17 protein-coding genes and 1 pseudogene are annotated in these 18069 nt (G+C 28.5%); 16 read left to right on the forward strand and 2 right to left on the reverse strand.

The genetic code is table 11. The annotated features are described in order from the left end of the window. The first annotated feature begins 5 nt into the window (after positions 1-5). The 4 genes from ACOQN8_RS00325 to ACOQN8_RS00340 all read left to right on the forward strand — a co-directional run bounded on the left by ACOQN8_RS00325 (position 6) and on the right by ACOQN8_RS00340 (position 4915). Positions 6-1940 carry a BatA domain-containing protein gene (locus tag ACOQN8_RS00325; protein ID WP_420551183.1) on the forward strand — a complete coding sequence of 645 codons (1935 nt, stop codon included), beginning with the start codon at positions 6-8 and terminating at the stop codon, positions 1938-1940. Next, positions 1937-3193, forward strand: coding sequence for a dihydroorotase (locus tag ACOQN8_RS00330; RefSeq protein ID WP_420551184.1), 1257 nt, complete (start codon positions 1937-1939; stop codon positions 3191-3193). The genes ACOQN8_RS00325 and ACOQN8_RS00330 overlap by 4 nt, the downstream gene beginning before the upstream one ends. Positions 3194-3305: 112 nt before the next feature. After that, positions 3306-3947 (forward strand): alpha/beta hydrolase, encoded by a 642-nt coding sequence (locus ACOQN8_RS00335; RefSeq protein WP_420551185.1) that lies wholly within the window; start codon positions 3306-3308, stop codon positions 3945-3947. A gap of 29 nt (positions 3948-3976) precedes the next feature. Further along, positions 3977-4915 (forward strand): sterol desaturase family protein, encoded by a 939-nt coding sequence (locus ACOQN8_RS00340; protein WP_235272801.1) that lies wholly within the window; start codon positions 3977-3979, stop codon positions 4913-4915. 33 nt (positions 4916-4948) lie between these two features. On the opposite strand, the gene bcp is transcribed toward ACOQN8_RS00340, so the two are convergent. Further along, complete coding sequence (gene bcp / locus ACOQN8_RS00345) at positions 4949-5401, reverse strand: thioredoxin-dependent thiol peroxidase (RefSeq protein WP_420551186.1); 453 nt, start codon at positions 5399-5401, stop codon at positions 4949-4951. A 34-nt stretch (positions 5402-5435) separates the two neighbouring features. Here bcp and ACOQN8_RS00350 point away from each other — a divergent pair, with 34 nt between their 5' ends. Next, on the forward strand, positions 5436-6086 hold the full coding sequence (locus tag ACOQN8_RS00350) for an endonuclease III domain-containing protein (RefSeq protein WP_272151773.1): 651 nt from the start codon (positions 5436-5438) through the stop codon (positions 6084-6086). 246 nt (positions 6087-6332) lie between these two features. Here ACOQN8_RS00350 and ACOQN8_RS00355 read toward each other — a convergent pair whose 3' ends face one another. Further along, positions 6333-6917, reverse strand: coding sequence for an RNA polymerase sigma factor (locus ACOQN8_RS00355; protein ID WP_420552794.1), 585 nt, complete (start codon positions 6915-6917; stop codon positions 6333-6335). Between the two features lie 334 nt (positions 6918-7251). On the opposite strand from ACOQN8_RS00355, the gene ACOQN8_RS00360 reads away from it, so the two are divergent. The 11 genes and pseudogenes from ACOQN8_RS00360 (at position 7252) to ACOQN8_RS00410 (ending at position 17867) form a co-directional block, all read left to right on the forward strand. After that, positions 7252-7743: a hypothetical protein gene (locus ACOQN8_RS00360; protein ID WP_420551187.1), complete on the forward strand. Its 492-nt coding sequence runs from the start codon at positions 7252-7254 to the stop codon at positions 7741-7743. 64 nt (positions 7744-7807) lie between these two features. Next, positions 7808-9520 (forward strand): tetratricopeptide repeat-containing sensor histidine kinase, encoded by a 1713-nt coding sequence (locus ACOQN8_RS00365; RefSeq protein WP_420551188.1) that lies wholly within the window; start codon positions 7808-7810, stop codon positions 9518-9520. A gap of 2 nt (positions 9521-9522) precedes the next feature. Beyond that, positions 9523-10269: a LytR/AlgR family response regulator transcription factor gene (locus ACOQN8_RS00370; protein WP_150899810.1), complete on the forward strand. Its 747-nt coding sequence runs from the start codon at positions 9523-9525 to the stop codon at positions 10267-10269. A gap of 176 nt (positions 10270-10445) precedes the next feature. After that, positions 10446-11525 carry a hypothetical protein gene (locus tag ACOQN8_RS00375; protein ID WP_272151777.1) on the forward strand — a complete coding sequence of 360 codons (1080 nt, stop codon included), beginning with the start codon at positions 10446-10448 and terminating at the stop codon, positions 11523-11525. Between the two features lie 6 nt (positions 11526-11531). Continuing rightward, the gene (locus ACOQN8_RS00380) at positions 11532-13193 is read left to right on the forward strand and encodes an FAD-binding oxidoreductase (RefSeq protein WP_420551189.1); all 1662 of its coding nucleotides are present in this window, start codon (positions 11532-11534) and stop codon (positions 13191-13193) included. A 30-nt stretch (positions 13194-13223) separates the two neighbouring features. Then, positions 13224-14072 carry a glycosyl hydrolase family 18 protein gene (locus ACOQN8_RS00385; protein ID WP_420551190.1) on the forward strand — a complete coding sequence of 283 codons (849 nt, stop codon included), beginning with the start codon at positions 13224-13226 and terminating at the stop codon, positions 14070-14072. Between the two features lie 722 nt (positions 14073-14794). Next, a pseudogene (locus ACOQN8_RS00390) lies at positions 14795-15484 on the forward strand (helix-turn-helix domain-containing protein); the annotation flags it as partial. Between the two features lie 116 nt (positions 15485-15600). Continuing rightward, a complete protein-coding gene (locus ACOQN8_RS00395; RefSeq protein WP_420551191.1) occupies positions 15601-16491 on the forward strand; it encodes a glycosyl hydrolase family 18 protein in 891 nt (296 codons plus the stop codon). 237 nt (positions 16492-16728) lie between these two features. Then, positions 16729-16968 carry a hypothetical protein gene (locus ACOQN8_RS00400; RefSeq protein ID WP_420551192.1) on the forward strand — a complete coding sequence of 80 codons (240 nt, stop codon included), beginning with the start codon at positions 16729-16731 and terminating at the stop codon, positions 16966-16968. 328 nt (positions 16969-17296) lie between these two features. Beyond that, complete coding sequence (locus ACOQN8_RS00405; RefSeq protein WP_420551193.1) at positions 17297-17518, forward strand: hypothetical protein; 222 nt, start codon at positions 17297-17299, stop codon at positions 17516-17518. Positions 17519-17525: 7 nt separating this feature from the next. After that, entirely contained in the window at positions 17526-17867 is a 342-nt protein-coding gene (locus ACOQN8_RS00410; RefSeq protein WP_420551194.1) for a hypothetical protein, read from the forward strand. Positions 17868-18069: the final 202 nt, after the last annotated feature.

The raw sequence follows: 18069 nt of genomic DNA on the forward strand, positions 1-18069 counted from the left end.
TATCTATGCATTTTAAACATCCTGAAATTCTATACTTCTTAGGGCTTTTAATAATTCCTGTTTTAGTTCATTTATTTCAGTTACAACGTTTTGTTAAAGTTCCGTTTACCAATGTTGCTTTTTTACAAAAACTAGTTTTACAAACACGTAAAAGTTCGCAAATAAAAAAATGGTTAATTCTTACAACTCGTTTATTACTTTTAACCGCTATTATTTTTGCTTTTGCGCAACCTTATTTTAGCAATCACACAATTGATAAAAAGAAAAACTTTTTTATTTATTTAGATAATTCTTTAAGTACTAATACTAAGGGAGAAAAAGGGAATTTATTACAAATTGCTTCTCAAGAAATTATCGAAAATCTTTCAGATAATGTTACCTATTCATTATTGACAAATGATAATTTTTACAGAAATAAAACAACAAGTGATTTAAAAAAAATATTACTTAAAGTTTCTAATACTTCTAAAAACAGAAGCCTTAAAGATGTTTTATTGAAAGTTTCTACAGAAAACAAGGCACAAAACTCTTTATCAAAAAACATTTTTATTTCTGATTTTCAAAACTATACTAAAAATGATTTTGATGATGTAAATACTCCTATCTCATTAGTTAATCTTATTCCTGAATTAAAAAATAACATAGCTATTGACAGTGTTTTTTTAGACGACAATGGTTCTTCTAACTTTAACCTTAATATTCTTGTAAGTAATCAAGGAAAAGCTCAAAAAAACATTCCTATCTCTCTTTCTGACGATAATAAATTAATAAATAAACAAACCTTTTCTATTGAAGAAAATCAAATAAAAAAAATTGTTTTTTCTATTGTTAAATCTCCTGAATTCTTAGGAAAAATAAGTCTCAATTTCAGTGACACTTACAGTTTCGATAATTCCTTTTACTTCACAATTGATACTAGCACCAAAATTAATGTGCTAACTATAGGAAAGTCTTCTGATTTTATAAATAGAATTTATACTAAAGACGAATTTAACTTAACTGTACTTAGTAGTAAAAACATAAACTACAATCTAATCCCTAAGCAAAGTTTAATTATTTTAAATGAACTTGAGAGAGTTCCTCAAACTCTTATTAATTCTTTAGTAGATTATACCAAAAAAGGAGGCAATATAATAATAATACCTAATAAAAATACTTCTATCTCATCATATAACGAATTATTTACTAGTGTTAATGCAGGTAAAATAGTTGCTAAGAAAAATGATAGTTTAAAAATTACTAGTATTAACTATAACCATCCTCTTTTAAAAAATGTTTTTGAAAAAAGAGTTCAAAACTTTCAATATCCTTTTGTCAAAGAATCATTCACATCTATATTAAATAACGAGAGTAATTTAGTTTCTTTTGAAAACAGAGATGGCTTTATTAAACAAGTAAATTTATCTAATGCTAACTTGTATTGGGTGGCTGCACCTTTAGAAAAAGAAAATAGTAATTTTACTAATTCTCCACTAATTGTTCCTGTATTTTATAACATAGGAAAACATAGTTTACAATTATCAGAATTGTATTACACTATTGGAGAAGACAATACGATTGATATTAATAAGCAATTAGGAAAAGATGAAATTTTGACTATTTCAAATAATGAAAATTCATTTATACCTTTACAACAAACCTTTCAAAATAAGGTTAGAATTACTACTAAAGACCAACCTTTAAAAGCTGGTTTTTATCAGATAAAACAACAAGAAAACCCTATAAAAAACATAGCTTATAATTATCCTAAAAGTGAAAGTTCGTTACAATTTTTAGATATTTCATCAACTACAAACAAAGACATCTCTACTTCAGTAAAAAACACTTTACAGGATATAAATAGTGAAACTAAAATTCAATGGCTTTGGAAGTGGTTTTTAGCGCTAGCCATCGTATCTTTGCTTTTAGAAATTTTGATATTAAAATTTTTTAAAACATGACAACGCTGCTAAAATCGGCAACAATTATTGATGCCACCAGCTCTTACCACAAACAAACTAAAGATATTTTAATTACCGACGGTATTATTACCAAAATTGATGATGCTATTTCTGCTCCTGAAGGATGTGAGATTGTAACACTTGAAAACCTACATGTTTCTACTGGATGGTTTGATACAAGTGTTTCTTTTGGTGAACCTGGTTACGAAGAACGAGAAACTATAAAAAATGGTTTACATGTTGCTTCTAAAAGTGGATTTACTGATGTTGCTGTAAATCCAAATACAAATCCTGTTATTGATAATAAATCTGCTGTAGAATTTTTAATAAACAAAGCTAATGGAGATGCAACTAATTTATTTCCTATTGGTACGTTAACACAACAAAGTAAAGGAATGGAAATGGCCGAGTTGTTTGATATGAAACAATCAGGTGCAATTGCTTTTGGTGATTATAAAAAATCTATTAATGATAATTTATTAAAAATAGCTTTATTATATACTCAAAATTTTGATGGTTTAGCTTTAAGCTTCCCAAAAAACAACTCTATTGCAGGTGAAGGAGTTGCTAACGAAGGAAAAAACAGCACTTTACTTGGTTTAAAAGGAATTCCAGCCTTAGCAGAAGAAATTCAAATTTCTCGAGACTTATTCTTATTAGAATACACAGGAGGAAAATTACATATCCCAACTATTTCTACCAAAAAATCTGTAGAACTAATTAGAGAAGCAAAGAAGAAAGGATTAGATGTTACATGTAGTGTTGCCATTCATAATTTGGTTTTAACAGATGATGAGTTACATGGATTTGATGGAAACAAAAAGGTTAATCCGCCTTTAAGAACATCAATTGATACAGAAGCTTTAATAGAAGGCTTAAAAGACGGTACTATAGATATTATTACATCTGATCATAATCCTATTGATATAGAACATAAAAAAGTAGAATATTCAACTGCTAAAGATGGAACTATTGGTTTAGAGAGTGCTTTTGGTGCTTTAAACACTGTATTGGATATTGAAACGATTGTAAAATGTTTATCTCATAATCCTAAAAATCGTTTTGGTATTGAACAGAACTCTATAGAAGAAAACCAAAAAGCTTGTCTGTCTATATTTAATCCTGATGGAAATTTTATTTTTTCTAAAGACCATATTATTTCTACTTCTAAGAATAGCATCTTTTTAGATAAAGAATTAAGAGGTAGTGTTTATGGTATATATAATAAAGGACAGCTTATTCTAAACGCTTAATTCAAAAAACACAACAGCAATTCTAGGCAAAAACAATACAATAATCAGTTATTGGTATATTAAGTTGGAAAATTAACTTCTTTTATCAAAACTGCTTTAAGGAATTTATTACATGAGTTTACACTATATTATACGAGAGCCTAAAAAGGCTTCTACCAATCCCCCACTATTAATTTTATTACATGGATATGGTAGTAACGAAAGAGATTTATTTTCATTTTCTGAAGAATTACCTGATGAATTATTAATTGTAAGTGCCCAAGCTCCATATAGCATGGGATATGATGGATATGCTTGGTATGCTATTAACTTCGATGCTAATAATGAAAAGTTTTCTGATCTAGACCAAGCAAGAGAATCAATGACTAAAATTGCTTCTTTCATTAATGAAATTAAAGAGAAATACAATACAAACCCAAATAAGACGTTTCTTTTAGGGTTTAGTCAAGGAGCAATATTAAGCTATGCTTTAAGTCTTAATAATCCAAACATGGTACAACACGTAGTAGCTTTAAGTGGATATATTAATGAAGATTTGTTACCAGCTGAAGTTAATACTGAAATAACAACTGATTATTATATTTCTCATGGTACTGTAGATCAGGTTTTACCAGTTGATTGGGCAAGAAAAGCACCTACTTTATTAGAAAATTACAATTTAAAAAGTGATTATTCAGAATATCCTGTAGGTCATGGTGTAGCTCCTCAAAACTTTTACAGTTTTAAGAATTGGATTGAACAACGATTAAAATAATGTTTTTAACTTTACACAAAATTTAATTAATGGATATTTTTACTCATCAAAATGCATACAAATGGTTCGTACCTATTTGTGCATTAGCCATTTTTATTGAAATGTATTTTAGCTATAAAAGAAAAGCTAAAAATTATGAGTTCAAAGATGTTTCAACAAATGTCTACTTTGCCATAACCAATGTTTTTTTAGATGGTCTTATGTATGGAGTTTCATTTATAGTGATGAACTTTTTTTACAGCTATAGATTAATTAACTGGGAAAGTACAGGTGTTTTATATTGGTTAATAGCTTTTATAGGACAAGACTTCCTATATTATATTCACCATTATGTAGACCACCATTCGCGTTTTTTCTGGGCAGTTCATGTTACGCATCATAATTCTGAATACTATAATATTTCAACTGGATTCCGTTCCCCTGTATTCCAACCTTTTTATAGGTTTATGTTTTTAATTCCTTTAATTCTTGTTGGAATAGCTCCACTGCATATTATGTTTGCTTATGCAATGAACCAAAATTATGGAACCTTATGCCATACAAATTTCATTAAAAGAAACAAACGTAAAGGTGTTCTTGGTTTCTTTTTAAATATATGGGAATACATTTTTGTAACACCATCTCATCACAGAGTTCACCATGCTTCAAACACCAAATATTTAGATAAAAACATGGGAATGGCATTAATTATTTGGGATAGAATTTTTGGTACATTTCAAGCAGAAGAAGATGAAGAAGATTACGAAAAACTTAAATTTGGATTGACTAAACCTTTAGAAGACAAAGGGCCTGTTAACATTATTTTTCATGAATGGAAAGAAATTTTTAAAGATTTCTTTAGTCGTAAAAAACACTTACCATTAGGTACTCGATTAAAATATGTTTTTATGCCTCCAGGATGGAGTCACGATGGAAGTTCGAAAACAAGTAAACAACTTCAGAAAGAGTTGTTTGAGAATAGTAAATAATAAAAAAACCGAGTATTGTACTCGGTTTTTTATTTATCCTAAAATTTGATTAGCGTGCTCTTTTGTTTTTACTTTTAAAATAACATCTTCAATTACTCCATTTTCGTCAATTATAAATGTTGTACGGTGAATTCCATCATATTCACGTCCCATAAACTTCTTTGGCCCCCAAACTCCAAAAGCATTGATTACTTCTTTACTTTCATCTGCTAATAAAGGAAATGGTAGCTCATGTTTATTTATCCAATTTTGTTGACGTTTTGCCGAATCGGCACTAGCTCCTAAGATTTCATAACCTTTAGATAAAAAAGTTTGATAATTATCTCTCAAATCACATGCCTCAGCTGTACACCCTGGAGTACTTGCTTTTGGGTAGAAAAATAATACTAATTTTTTCCCTTTATAGTCAGAAAGTTTAACAACATTTCCTTTTTCATCAACTGATTCGAAATTTGGTGCTTTATCTCCTATTTTTAATGTAGTCATAATTTGTATTTTTGCGAATATAAAGATATTGAAAATGACCAAAGCAGACAAAGTACAATTTGTTATTAATACATTAAAAGAGCTATATCCTGAAATTCCTGTTCCTTTAGATCATAAAGACCCTTACACCTTACTTGTAGCAGTTTTATTATCTGCTCAATGTACTGATGTTAGAGTAAATCAAATTACCCCTTTACTTTTTGCTAAGGCAGATAATCCTTATGATATGGTAAAAATGTCTGTTGAAGAAATTAAAGAAATTATCAGACCTTGCGGCTTATCTCCAATGAAATCTAAAGGCATACATGGTTTATCAAAAATATTGATTGAAAAACACAATGGTGAAGTACCAGAAAGCTTTGAGTATTTAGAAGAACTACCAGCAGTTGGTCATAAAACAGCTAGTGTTGTAATGAGTCAAGCTTTTGGTGTACCTGCTTTTCCTGTTGATACTCATATACACAGATTAATGTATCGCTGGAATCTATCTAACGGAAAAAGTGTAGCTCAAACAGAAAAAGATGCCAAACGATTATTTCCTAGAGAGCACTGGAACGATTTACATTTACAAATAATTTGGTATGGTAGAGAGTACTCTCCTGCTCGTGGATGGGATTTAGAAAATGATATTATTACAAAAACAATAGGTAGAAAAACTGTTCTTGATGAATATTATAAAAAATAGAACATAAAAAAAGCCCCAACTTTCGTTGAAGCTTTTTCCACTCTTAATTCAAATTCAATTCAATGAGATAGTTTGATTTGGTTTTAACTACTTTTAACGATTTAGAAAAATTAATCAAAAATTGAATTGTTTCTTGTTTAGGTTTCATTTTAAAATCCGAAGATCTTTCAGAGTAAAGTTGCATCATAAAAACTCCCTTATTTATTTATTTTCAATTATTTAACGATGCTTTTTTACTTTTATTGTTTAATTCACCAAAATAATTTTATTTTTCTCTACAATCTTCCTTAAGTTAATTAATGCATATCTCATTCTACCTAAAGCTGTGTTAATGCTAACACCTGTATTTTCTGATATTTCATTAAAGCTCATATCATTATAAATACGCATTTTTAAAACTTCTTTTTGTTCTTCAGGTAACTCCTCAACTAAATCTTTAACATCAGATAGAATTTGCTCTTTAATTATCTGATTTTCTGCATTTAACGCTCCATCACTTAATACTGAAAAAATATCAAAATCATCCGTATTATTAAATGTTGGCATCCTATTACTCTTTCTAAAGTAATCTATAATTAAATTATGAGCTATTCTCATAACCCAAGGTAAAAACTTCCCTTCTTCGTTATAGCTTCCTCTTTTTAGTGTTCTTATTACTTTTATAAAAGTATCTTGAAAAATATCTTCTGTAGTATCTCTATCTTGTATTTTGCTATAGATAAAGCTATACAAGCGTTGTTGGTGACGTTTAATCAATAATTCTATTGCTAACTCTTTTCCGTTAATGTAGTTTTTAACTAATACACTATCACTTACATCGTTTTTATGCATCATAATTACTTTTTTTTTAAAGAAGTCTTTCACAGAGTTTCTTTGGTTAAGGGGTATGTTTATAAAAAGTAATTATTTAGCTATAGGCGTTTATTTATTGATTAATAACTAGTTACAAATATTGCTTTTTTTATATAAAAAACCAAAAATAATTTATTTTTTTTATAAAAACATTAACAAACTCAGGGTTTATAGCCTATTTCTTTAGCATCTTTACCAAACTGAAAATCAGATTATTTTTTCATTTTAATCATTTATTTTCCTAGTTTCTAGATTATGTTTTTCATATATTTACAATAAACTTAGTTTATATTTAATTAATCCTCCGAAAACTATGACTAGTATTACCACACCCTCAATCGTCTTTCCTCCTGGGAAAGTAATTTCATCAGAAGTAACAATTAAAACATCTGGAAATATTTATTTTGAAAACAAATCTGAGCAGCCTTTACCTTCACTTGTAGACTCAACTAAAAATCACGATGGTTCTATAAATGTAAAAGCTCTTATTTTTGTAAATTCTTCTACTCCATTATCAGCTTCAGCTATAAAAATTTCTCAGCTATTTTCTGTAAATAATTTTGGTAACTATATGCTACAATTTTTTATTCATTCTACTGTAGAAGATATGTTAGACATAAACAAACAGAAAACTACTAATGAATATCAAGCTTATACGATTGAATTTACTACTAACGAAGTAGTAACATTTCCTGAAGGTTTGACCTTAAATGATATTAAAGTAATACAAACATTTGTTTGGAACATTGATCCAACAACCTCCAGAGGAACTGAAACCACTGTGCAAGATACAACACCGGGTTAGCCACTAGTATCAAAGCTCTAAATAGAGCCTGTTTTTTTTATATAATTTTTACCCCCCGTAACAAATGCATATTTTAAGAACTATACTAGTACTATTATTTACTGTACATCTTTTTTCTCAGCAGAAAGACGAATTATCTGTTGAGTTTGAAAAGATTATTGAAAAACATCAACAAAAAGAAGATGTAAAAAGAATACATGCTTTTTTCAAACAAAAGGAATGGGATTCAACTTTAATTCATTCCTATGTTTTATTAAAAGACACAAAGGATAAGAAATTATTAAATTATATACATTTCTTAAGAGCTCGTAGTTTCAAAAAGAAAAATGTTTTAGATCAATCTTTAAAAGAATACCAATTAATATCTAATGCTTTTCCTTTTTATTCCTATACCAAAGGTGATATTGGTCAAATATATTTGCTGCAAAATAAATACAAGAAAGCTCTAAAAATTTTTCTCGATTTAGAGAAAAATTATTTCAATATTAAATACAAACCTCAGCAAAGCGCTATACTACACAACATAGGGCTTTGCTATTTTCATTTGTCTAAATTTAAAGAAGCTGAAAAATATTTATTAAACAGTACTTCTCTACAAGAAAAAAAGAAAGACACGATACTTTTAATTGGTTCCTATATGGATATTGCTAATATTTATTATGAACAATATAAAGACAATGAAGCTATTCCTTATTTTACAAAAGCATATGAACTTTCAAAAAAAACATCAAATTTTAAAATAAAAAGAAAAGCCGCTTTAAATATGGCTGTAGTTGAAGAAAACAGAAAAAATTTAGCTAAAGCCCTTGTTTATAGAAAAGAGTTTGAAAAATGGAAAGATTCCATTAATAACCAAAACAGAATCTGGGCTGTAGCTCAAGTAGAAAAGAAACTCGCTGTAGCTCAAAAACAAAAACAAATAAATTTATTAGAGGCTGAAAATAAATTAAAAGTATCACAACGAAATGGTTTTATCTTCTCTTCTTTTTTACTTATTCTATTACTCACAAGTGGATTTTTCTTGTATTCACAAAAAAGCAAAGCTAATAGAATAATCACCACTCAAAAAGATGAGCTCAATCAATTAAATAAAACTAAAGACAAACTTTTTTCTATTGTTAGTCACGATTTAAGATCATCAGTTAATCTATTAAAAAAGAGTAATTCTCATCTCTTAACAGAAATTAAAAATCGCAATTATGATACACTAGGAAGTATTGTAAATAAAAATGCAGCTATTGCTAATAGCTCTTATAATTTATTAGAAAACTTGTTAAACTGGTCGACAATGCAAACAAAACAAATCTATTTCAATATAGAATCTGTTGATTTATTTTCTATAATGCAACAAGTTTCTTTTAATTATCAACCTTTATTTGATACTAAAAATATAACTTTCATAAATAAAGTAACCCCTGCTACCTTTATTTATGCAGATATAGATTCCCTTAAAATAATTATTAGAAATTTATTAGACAACGCTATTAAGTTTTCTAATGATAACGACACAATAATTATTTATAACTTCTCTATTAAAAATAATTTAGAATCACTGGTTATAGAAGATACTGGAATTGGAATGAATGAAGAAACTGTTAAGAATCTTCTAAAAGATACAACATTGCTTAACAAAAAAAGAAATCAAGAGGAAATCGGTACTGGACTAGGGATTCACCTCTGTAAAACATTAATCAAAAAAAATAACGCACAATTTAAAATTGAAAGTATTAAAGATATGGGTACAAAAATGATTATTAGCTTTCAAAAATCGAACTAAACATGGATAATATAAACATACTTATTGTTGAAGATAATAGCATTATAGCAATGGAGCTTAAAGCTATTTTAGAAAAAAATGGATATAATGTAGTTGGTATTGGACATAGTTACCAAGAAGCTTTAACCCTTTTTTATGAACTTACTGTAGACCTCGTAATTATCGATGTCTTTTTAGGAACAAATCCGGAAGGAATTACTTTTGCTGAAACCATTTCTACCGTTCCTAAATCATTAAAACCATTTATTTTCTTAACAGGATCTAAAGACCGACATATATTTGAAAGAGCAAAATTAACCAAGCCTTTTCGTTTTTTATTAAAACCATTTAATGAACTAGAAATTTTATATGCTATCGAAATGGCTATTGAAAAGTTTTATGACCAAACAAATATTTTCGCAAGTACTAATCAAAATACAGTAATTAGTGATGATTATTTATTTATAAAGAAAAGAGATTCCTTAAAAAAAGTAATGCTTTCTAACATCATTTATATTGAGGTTGATAATAGATATTGTAACATCATTACGGAACATGAAAAATTTATTATTCAAATTTCATTAGGAAAAATGAATGATTACTTAAACAATTCTTTATTTAAACAAGTTCATAGAAAATACATTGTCAATATCAATGCAATTGATCAAATAAGATTTAAAGAAAACTCTCTGTTATTAAAAGGTAAACATGTAGTTTACTTTAGCGATAAGTACAAAGAAACCATCAAATCATTTGCCATCTTAAAATAAGCATTAACACATAAACCTAACTAACTAAACTTAAATGACGTATAATTTTTATACGTCATTTTTTTTGTGTCACTACATAAAAAAATGTACTCACAACATATCTGTAAAATACAGCCTATTTAAAAAGTAACTTCATGACTAAGACTACAAATAAATATAACTAAAAATAACTAATCATGGGAAAAAGTACTAACGATTTTAAATTTGTTTATAACGCAGATATAGCATTAACTAAACTCGACTTCAAAGCTAAAAAGCATTCTATAGGTGATGAAAAAAACTGGGGAGATATTTCCGTTAAAACCAATAATAACACACTTACAATTACAGTTAAGGCTGATAGACATGGTGATGAAAAGCCAGCTAAATTTTATAAAGATTTTGTAGAAGAAAACACGCAGCATATGATTCATACTGCTAGAGGAAGTAATTCTCCTTCTAAATTAAATTTTGCTGTAGAAGGTACCTTATATATTAATCAAGATGAATTTGAAGTATGTCTTGGTCAAGGGCATTACTCTTCTACTAACAACTGGCACCTTTGCTCAAAAAGCATAGAAGCTAAAAGTGATAACAAAGGAGGTGAAATTATAAATGAAAATACCAAATTAGAAGATCAGTTTTACCTAGATCCATCAGGCAGCAACTCTTTTAAAATAAAATGTGTAAGTCAACTTTCTGGAAGTCACGACAATGAATTCATCTTAACCATCCCAGATTCTAAATTTGAAACCTTCGAATTCAATACTTCCAACGCTATTGTTACTATTGGACAACCATATAAAGAAGTGACTTCATCAATAAAAAATGGAAAAGGTATAATTACTGTAAAAGCTGGAAGACATAAAAGCGAAGCACCTGCAAAATGGTTCAATAATAATATAGGAAAAGGTAGTACCATTGCTTCATTTACTACTGATAAAAAACCAAGTGAATTAAACTTTGCTATAAAAGGTAATTTAAGATTTAGTATTGATGGTAAAAAATACCAAATATCAAATGTAGTCATTGGACAAGGGTCAAATATCGGTTTACAAAATAATTGGTGGCTAGGAGGAAAAGAAATGAAAGGTATAAATCTTCCTTTATTAGGAGGTGGAATACTTGCCGTAGGAATTGGAATATCAACAGCTCCTTTTCTTTTCAAATCAATTTTAAATCCAAATGAAATGAGTATCAATAAAGTTGATATTAAAAAAAGTGGAGCAAATCTGGAAGAATTACTTCCTATGATTTTAGAAGAAATTAATCAATAAACTATCATGATGCAACCAACAATTACAATACAGTTAAAAGAACAAATCGATTCTTTTTTAAAAGAACTAAATAAAATTATTCCTTCAAATGTAACTATTTCTACCAATTGGGGAGATTTAGAAAATGTGTATGAACATAATTTAAAAAGTCAAATTTTTAATAGACGTTTACAATTCAACCCATTTGTTATAGTTTATTGCGAAACAGCTTCTGATGTTGAAGCTACATACAACACAGCTATCAAAAACAAACTTCCTATAAAAGTTAGAGCTGGTGGACACGATCATGAGGGGGAATGCAACGGAACCAACGTTGTATTAATTGATGTTTCAAAAATGAATCGTGTATCTATAGATCCAGATACTAAAATAGCTAAAATAGGCCCTGGAATTAGATTTGAGTCACTTACTTCAATATTGGCCGATAATAATGTTATGATACCTCATGGAACTTGCGCAACTGTAGGAATTGCAGGATTTACCATGGGAGGTGGTTGGGGACCATGGACCCGAAAAATGGGAATGTGTTGCGAACATTTAGTTGGTGCTACTATCCTACTTGGAAATGGTAAATTAATAAACCTAAATGCAAATCCAGAAACAGGTTCTATACCTGACTTACTTTGGGCACTTAGAGGAGGTGGTGGTATGAGTTATGGTATTGTTACTGAATTACGCATTCAAACATTTCCATTACCAAAAATTTTACATCGTTTTGAAATTGAATGGAATCCTTATTCAGATCAAAATCCTGATTTAATAGAAGAAAATGTTCCTACCATTCAAGTATTGAAAAAATGGGAAGAATTAATTACTTCAGAAAATACTCCAAGACTAACTGGTACTAATTTAAAAATAAACGGAAGATCATGGGATAACAATACACCTATTGACACTGAAACTATAGCGCATAATTGTGTGTTTTATGGGTATTGGGAAGGAGATGAAGCTAGTTTAACGGATGCTATAAATGATAATTTCACAGGAGCTCTGGCAAACTATGAATTTACTATTGAGCCAGCTACAGGTGCAGATTTTCATCATAAAAATAATTATGGTAAAAATTTGATGAGTAATTGGGACAGAGAATCTCATTCTAAAATTTTAAGCAAACTAAACTTACTTCAGGGAACTCCTTTACAACCTGATGAAGATTTACCTGCTCCACATAAAATCACTTCTCGTTTAGTTGATAAAAATGGATTGGACTACAATAATAAAAACGGATATCAACAACTTTTAAGAAGTTTAACATCAAGTTTAATATTAGATGGCAATAGAGCTTTAGGATTATTTAACTATGTTACTTTGGGAGCTATAGTGGGAGATTTCTATACACAAAAAGGTGAAGAAACAAATAGCGCGTTCCCATACAAAGACAAGCTATATACCATACAATACCAATGTTGGTGGAATACACAGATTGAAGAAAAAGAGGAGTTTCAAGACAACTTTGTATATGACAGAACAAATCGTGCTTTAGATTGGATTGAAGCAAGTAGAGATTTTGATATTCCTAATACCTCTGGAGCTTTTATTAGTTTTAAAGATAGTTCAATCCCTACCAAAACATACTTTGATAAAAGTTACAAACGCTTAATAGAAATAAAAGAAAATGAGTCTAAAGACCCATATAACCACTTCAGAACTCGTAAAACTATTATTTAATAAATACAATACATCTAAACATAAAACATTATGAAAAAAAAAGTAGTTGGCTATTTTAGCAATTGGATTACACTTGCCGATGTAAAAAGTAAATATAAAGGGTACACAGATATATTATTTTCATTCTGGCAAGATCCTAAAAAAGGAGTAATTGGAGCAGCAGAAGCTGTTGTAAACTCTCCTGAAATTATTAGTTTTTTAAAAAGTGAAGATAAAAAATGTATTCTTTCTGCTGGAGGCGAATATTTGAATCCTCTTAATTTTAATCCAAAAACATATGGTTCAAACCTTGCAAATTTTGCTATCCAACATCAATTTGATGGAATCGATTTAGACATAGAAAATATTTTAATGGATTCTCAAACTATTCAATGGTTAGTTGATGTAACAATAGCGGTAAACAAAACTAGCATGGAAAAGAACTATCCATTACAAATTTCCCATGCACCACAAGCGCCATACTTTATGTTTAATGGAGGCTATAGTGAAATAGAAAGAAAAACTAATGGGATAATTGATTATTATAATATTCAATATTATAATCAAGGTAATTGGGAATATCAATCTTATGAAAATTATGCTTCTTTGTTTGAAATTCAGTATAGCTCCATACAAAATCCAACTTCTATATTAAGTATTACCAATCAGGAAATACCAGCTCATAAATTAATTTTGGGTAAACCAATTACTCCAAACGATGTAAACAATACTGGATATATTCCTACTGAAAAACTTGAAATTATATTAAGCAAAGCCATCGACAATAAAATAGAATTTGGAGGTGTAATGGGATGGAAAGTAGATAGTGATATAAATGGAGAATGGGGATTAGCAATGTCAAAGACACTGCAAGACTCTAAAGTAAACATCAGTATATAAAACAATAAACTAAATCTTTTTGTATAGCAACAATATTTACTAAAGAGAGCTCTGAATTTAAAATTTAGAGCTTTCTTTTTCAATCAAAAAATTTCTTATTCCAATCTTTTCTCCATTTACAACATAAAAAAATCTATTCACAACATTCACTTTATTTCTGTTTCGCTTTAAAAGTAGTTTTATCAAAACTAATCAGTCTATAAGACAGTTTTCGATGATAAATATAAAATAGTAAAACTCTCTATATAGAAACCAATTTTAACAAATGTCAATAAAGTACTCTCCTCTTCATTATCAAAAACTCTCTATTACAACTTTATATTCTACCAATATAATTTCAAAATTATTCAGGTTAAACCTGAATCTAACTTAAATCAAGAGCTACATTACAGTTTAGTTCTTCTTTTATCCTCCTGTTTACTCTTTTATAAAAATAAGTAGAACAACTCTTTTAAATCACTAAAAGTTAACAATAAAGACATACCTCTTATTCCATACTCTTGGCTTAAAAGTAAAGACTTGAATAAACTTTTACTTGAGGTTGCTGCTTATAGTAACTTCTATCAACCCTAATACATAAAAACTATAAATCAATTATTTAAAAAAATCATGATCAAAAAAAACATCATTATTACTGATATAAATTTTGTCAAAAAAATTGACGCAATTATTCAGGAAAAAAAACAGAGGCTTCATTTGGAGTTCCTCAATTAGCTGAATTATTACAAATAAGTAAATCTCAACTCAACAGAAAAGTATTAAAACAAACAGGCTACTCACCAGCTAGGTTAATCTTAAAACATAAAATGGAACTTGCCAAACAACTTTTAAATTTAAGCTCATATCAAATAGAAGAAATTGCATTTCAATGTGGTTTTAACGGGCTAAGTACATTTAGTAGAAAATTCAAACAAGAATATGGTTGTTCCCCATCAACATATCGTAAAAATTGTAAAAAATTAGATTCCAATCTCTCTCAATGGAACATTCCCTTTACTGAAAGATATTTTAATCAATTAGTTTTAATTAAAAATAAAAATAGTTGGTTAAAAAATTTATTTTGCATAGTCATTGATAATCTTGATAATGAATCTTTTTCTATTGAAAACTTATCCAAACAACTTTACATGTCTTCTTCAAACCTCAATAGAAAAGTAAAAAAAACATTTGGATTTACAACTTTAAAACTAATTAGAGATTTACGTCTACAATATGCTTCAGAACTTCTAAATACAAAAAACATATCAGTTACCGAAGTTTCCTATTTAACTGGTTTTTATGATGCTGCTCACCTTTCTCGATATTTTAAACCTGTATTTGGTTGTTCACCTGGAGAGTACCGAAATATATATCCATTTTTCAAATGTTTAGAGTCATTAAAAGAAATAGAAACTAATAGCAATGTTAAATAATTGCAGAATTTATACAAAAGAAATAAAATACTTCGTCCTATTTTCGAGTATCACGCTTTGTTTTCAACTAAACAAGCTGTGATAAAATAAATTAACCTTCTAAAAAACTTAATTTTATGAAAACAAAGAAGCAATGGCCAGAAAGAGCCTTAATTGGTTATGTAACTGCATATGGATCAACAATTCCTCCAAACGTTACTAACACAATGATATCTGACGCTATTAAACAACAGTATAGTGTATTTGTTTATGCATTTGGGTATATCAACTCAAATAATAATGTTTCCCTACCTTCTAGTATTACTAAATCCAATTTACAAAAACAAATTGAATCCATTCATCAAAACAATGGACTAGCTTTAATTTCTTTTGGTGGTCAAAACAACACTTTTAATCCCAGTGCTAGTCCTGAAGATGCTGCTAATAAAACAGTTACTTTTTGTGAAGAATATGGGTTTGATGGTATTGATCTTGATATTGAAAGTGTTCCTCCTCACATATCCTCATCATATTTAAATTCCTATATAAATGCTATAAGAAATAAAAATAACCAATTATTTATTACAGCTGCTCCACAAATAGCTAGTACAGCATCAGGAGATGCTGCATTGGCACCTCCTAACATTTTTACTAAAGATTTTATAGATGCTGTAAAATTTGATGCATTATTAATACAAGAATATAATCAAGGTTTAGGTGCCGTATTTCAAGGATTACAAGATACTGATACAGGCTTTATAAGTGCCAGTTTCGAACCTTTAACTAAATTGATTCCTAGCGCTACGAAAATAGTAATTGGCGAACCAGCTAATAGTGAAGCTGGTAATGGTTTATCTAACCCTAATAAAATAGTTGAAGACATCACCGATGGAGGGATTATTTTACAAAGTCCCCAATATGGAGGAATTATGACTTGGGCTATTAATTATGATGCTCAGCAAAATTGGTCGTTTGCCAAAGGAGTTCAAACTGTAATCCAACCTTCTAAACAAGTACTTGTTCCATAAACATTTTATCTGCCTAAATAGGTTCTTTCTTAATTCAAGAGAAGGCTGTCTAAAGACAGCCTTTTTTAATGAATCATTTTTTGGTAATTTTTTCATATACACAAATTAAGCCTTCATTTCCATTCTTCTTTTTTGAAATAAAACAAATTGTCTAATAATTGTTTTTTAAATACAAATAGTTCTAATATCAAAAATCTAGTTTCAGCTATTCAATAATAATATAAAACAAAAAATAGCATGTTTAAATCAACAAAAAATCAAACCAAAAAAGAAAATATCATCTCAACATTAGTCTATAAAGATGAGTTATTAGGACTAACTATTTTAAAATTTAATTTTTTAAAAATACCTCAACCGAATTTACCACAGATAACATCAAACACTTCTATTTTTAATAAATCTGATGGCTGCATAAATAATTTATATATGATTTACCACAAAACTAATGGAGAAATTATAGCTATTAAAAAATTTTAAAACGACTTTAAAATATCAATGCTTCAAATTGTTAAACTATTGCTTTTCAAGTACAAAAATAACCTAAAAAACACTGGTACATTTGGAGTATAAGAATTCAATAATTGTACAAATAGAATTTTTAACATCATAAACTAAAGCTGCAGATTAGAATATGACAAAATGAATTTCAAAAGAAGAGAACCAAACATAAGTTACTGATATATAATATATCAATATGGTAAAAACCATCCAATGAAAGATACTTTATCGTTGTGTTTTTTGAATTTGGAATTTGGTTGCAATTCTTGGAAAGTCCAAGGATGTTTAATCTAATATAACAATAACAATGGATATTTTAATTAAAAACGAAGCTGGAACAGCTCCTCTAGCAACAGGACAAAGTAACGATGCTAACATAAATGTTAGAGATCTTCATGTAACAAATTTAGATCCTGCCAATTTAATACATCTCAACTCGGATTACTTAGTTGGTTTAGATGATGGAACTGGCATGGTAGGACGAACTTGTATAGCTCTTAATGGGCATACAGCAACATTTAGACGTTAAAAACATTATGTTAGAAATAACACTAAAAGATGTAAGAAATGCCATATTAGCAGCAGAGGATCAATATCATAAAAAAAGAAAAGAATGTACAAATATCAAATTAGAGAATGGAGAAGATATTGATATTATATTTTCTGAAGTTGTAGATACTAGATGGGATTATGGACTACCAAATATTTATATTCTTAATAAAAAAGAGATAAATAATTTAACTCGATGGTGGGCTAAAAAGCATCCTAATAAAAATAAAGTTCTACCAAGAAAAAGAAAATCTCCTCGTGTTTATGCTATTAATCTTCAATTTAAAACAGAACACAGAGAGTTTAATATGCATGTTCCTGTATCTTAAAATGTTATCAATTTTATTTTGCTATGGATACGATACAGTCAGCTTCAACAGTGTACCTGAGATATTTATCTCATAAAATAATATACAATACAGATTTATTGACAAGGATTGTATTATTAAACCTAAGGCAAATAATCAATAACAAATTAAAAATTAACCAAATGAAACACAAAAATTATAAAAAAACAGAAAGGAGGTTCTT

This window comes from Tenacibaculum aiptasiae, from assembly GCF_965221665.1.
GTDB lineage: Bacteria > Bacteroidota > Bacteroidia > Flavobacteriales > Flavobacteriaceae > Polaribacter > Polaribacter aiptasiae.

What these genes read in the sequence shown, in the direction of transcription:
- ACOQN8_RS00350 (WP_272151773.1), top strand. Translation starts at nt 5,436, where the DNA reads ATGACCAAAGCAGACAAAGTACAATTTGTTATTAATACATTAAAAGAG.
- ACOQN8_RS00385 (WP_420551190.1), top strand. Translation starts at nt 13,224, where the DNA reads ATGAAAAAAAAAGTAGTTGGCTATTTTAGCAATTGGATTACACTTGCC.
- ACOQN8_RS00370 (WP_150899810.1), top strand. Translation starts at nt 9,523, where the DNA reads ATGGATAATATAAACATACTTATTGTTGAAGATAATAGCATTATAGCA.
- ACOQN8_RS00360 (WP_420551187.1), top strand. Translation starts at nt 7,252, where the DNA reads ATGACTAGTATTACCACACCCTCAATCGTCTTTCCTCCTGGGAAAGTA.
- bcp (WP_420551186.1), bottom strand. Translation starts at nt 5,401, where the DNA reads ATGACTACATTAAAAATAGGAGATAAAGCACCAAATTTCGAATCAGTT.
- ACOQN8_RS00405 (WP_420551193.1), top strand. Translation starts at nt 17,297, where the DNA reads ATGGATATTTTAATTAAAAACGAAGCTGGAACAGCTCCTCTAGCAACA.
- ACOQN8_RS00375 (WP_272151777.1), top strand. Translation starts at nt 10,446, where the DNA reads ATGGGAAAAAGTACTAACGATTTTAAATTTGTTTATAACGCAGATATA.
- ACOQN8_RS00395 (WP_420551191.1), top strand. Translation starts at nt 15,601, where the DNA reads ATGAAAACAAAGAAGCAATGGCCAGAAAGAGCCTTAATTGGTTATGTA.
- ACOQN8_RS00410 (WP_420551194.1), top strand. Translation starts at nt 17,526, where the DNA reads ATGTTAGAAATAACACTAAAAGATGTAAGAAATGCCATATTAGCAGCA.
- ACOQN8_RS00400 (WP_420551192.1), top strand. Translation starts at nt 16,729, where the DNA reads ATGTTTAAATCAACAAAAAATCAAACCAAAAAAGAAAATATCATCTCA.
- ACOQN8_RS00325 (WP_420551183.1), top strand. Translation starts at nt 6, where the DNA reads ATGCATTTTAAACATCCTGAAATTCTATACTTCTTAGGGCTTTTAATA.
- ACOQN8_RS00340 (WP_235272801.1), top strand. Translation starts at nt 3,977, where the DNA reads ATGGATATTTTTACTCATCAAAATGCATACAAATGGTTCGTACCTATT.
- ACOQN8_RS00380 (WP_420551189.1), top strand. Translation starts at nt 11,532, where the DNA reads ATGATGCAACCAACAATTACAATACAGTTAAAAGAACAAATCGATTCT.
- ACOQN8_RS00355 (WP_420552794.1), bottom strand. Translation starts at nt 6,917, where the DNA reads ATGCATAAAAACGATGTAAGTGATAGTGTATTAGTTAAAAACTACATT.
- ACOQN8_RS00330 (WP_420551184.1), top strand. Translation starts at nt 1,937, where the DNA reads ATGACAACGCTGCTAAAATCGGCAACAATTATTGATGCCACCAGCTCT.
- ACOQN8_RS00365 (WP_420551188.1), top strand. Translation starts at nt 7,808, where the DNA reads ATGCATATTTTAAGAACTATACTAGTACTATTATTTACTGTACATCTT.
- ACOQN8_RS00335 (WP_420551185.1), top strand. Translation starts at nt 3,306, where the DNA reads ATGAGTTTACACTATATTATACGAGAGCCTAAAAAGGCTTCTACCAAT.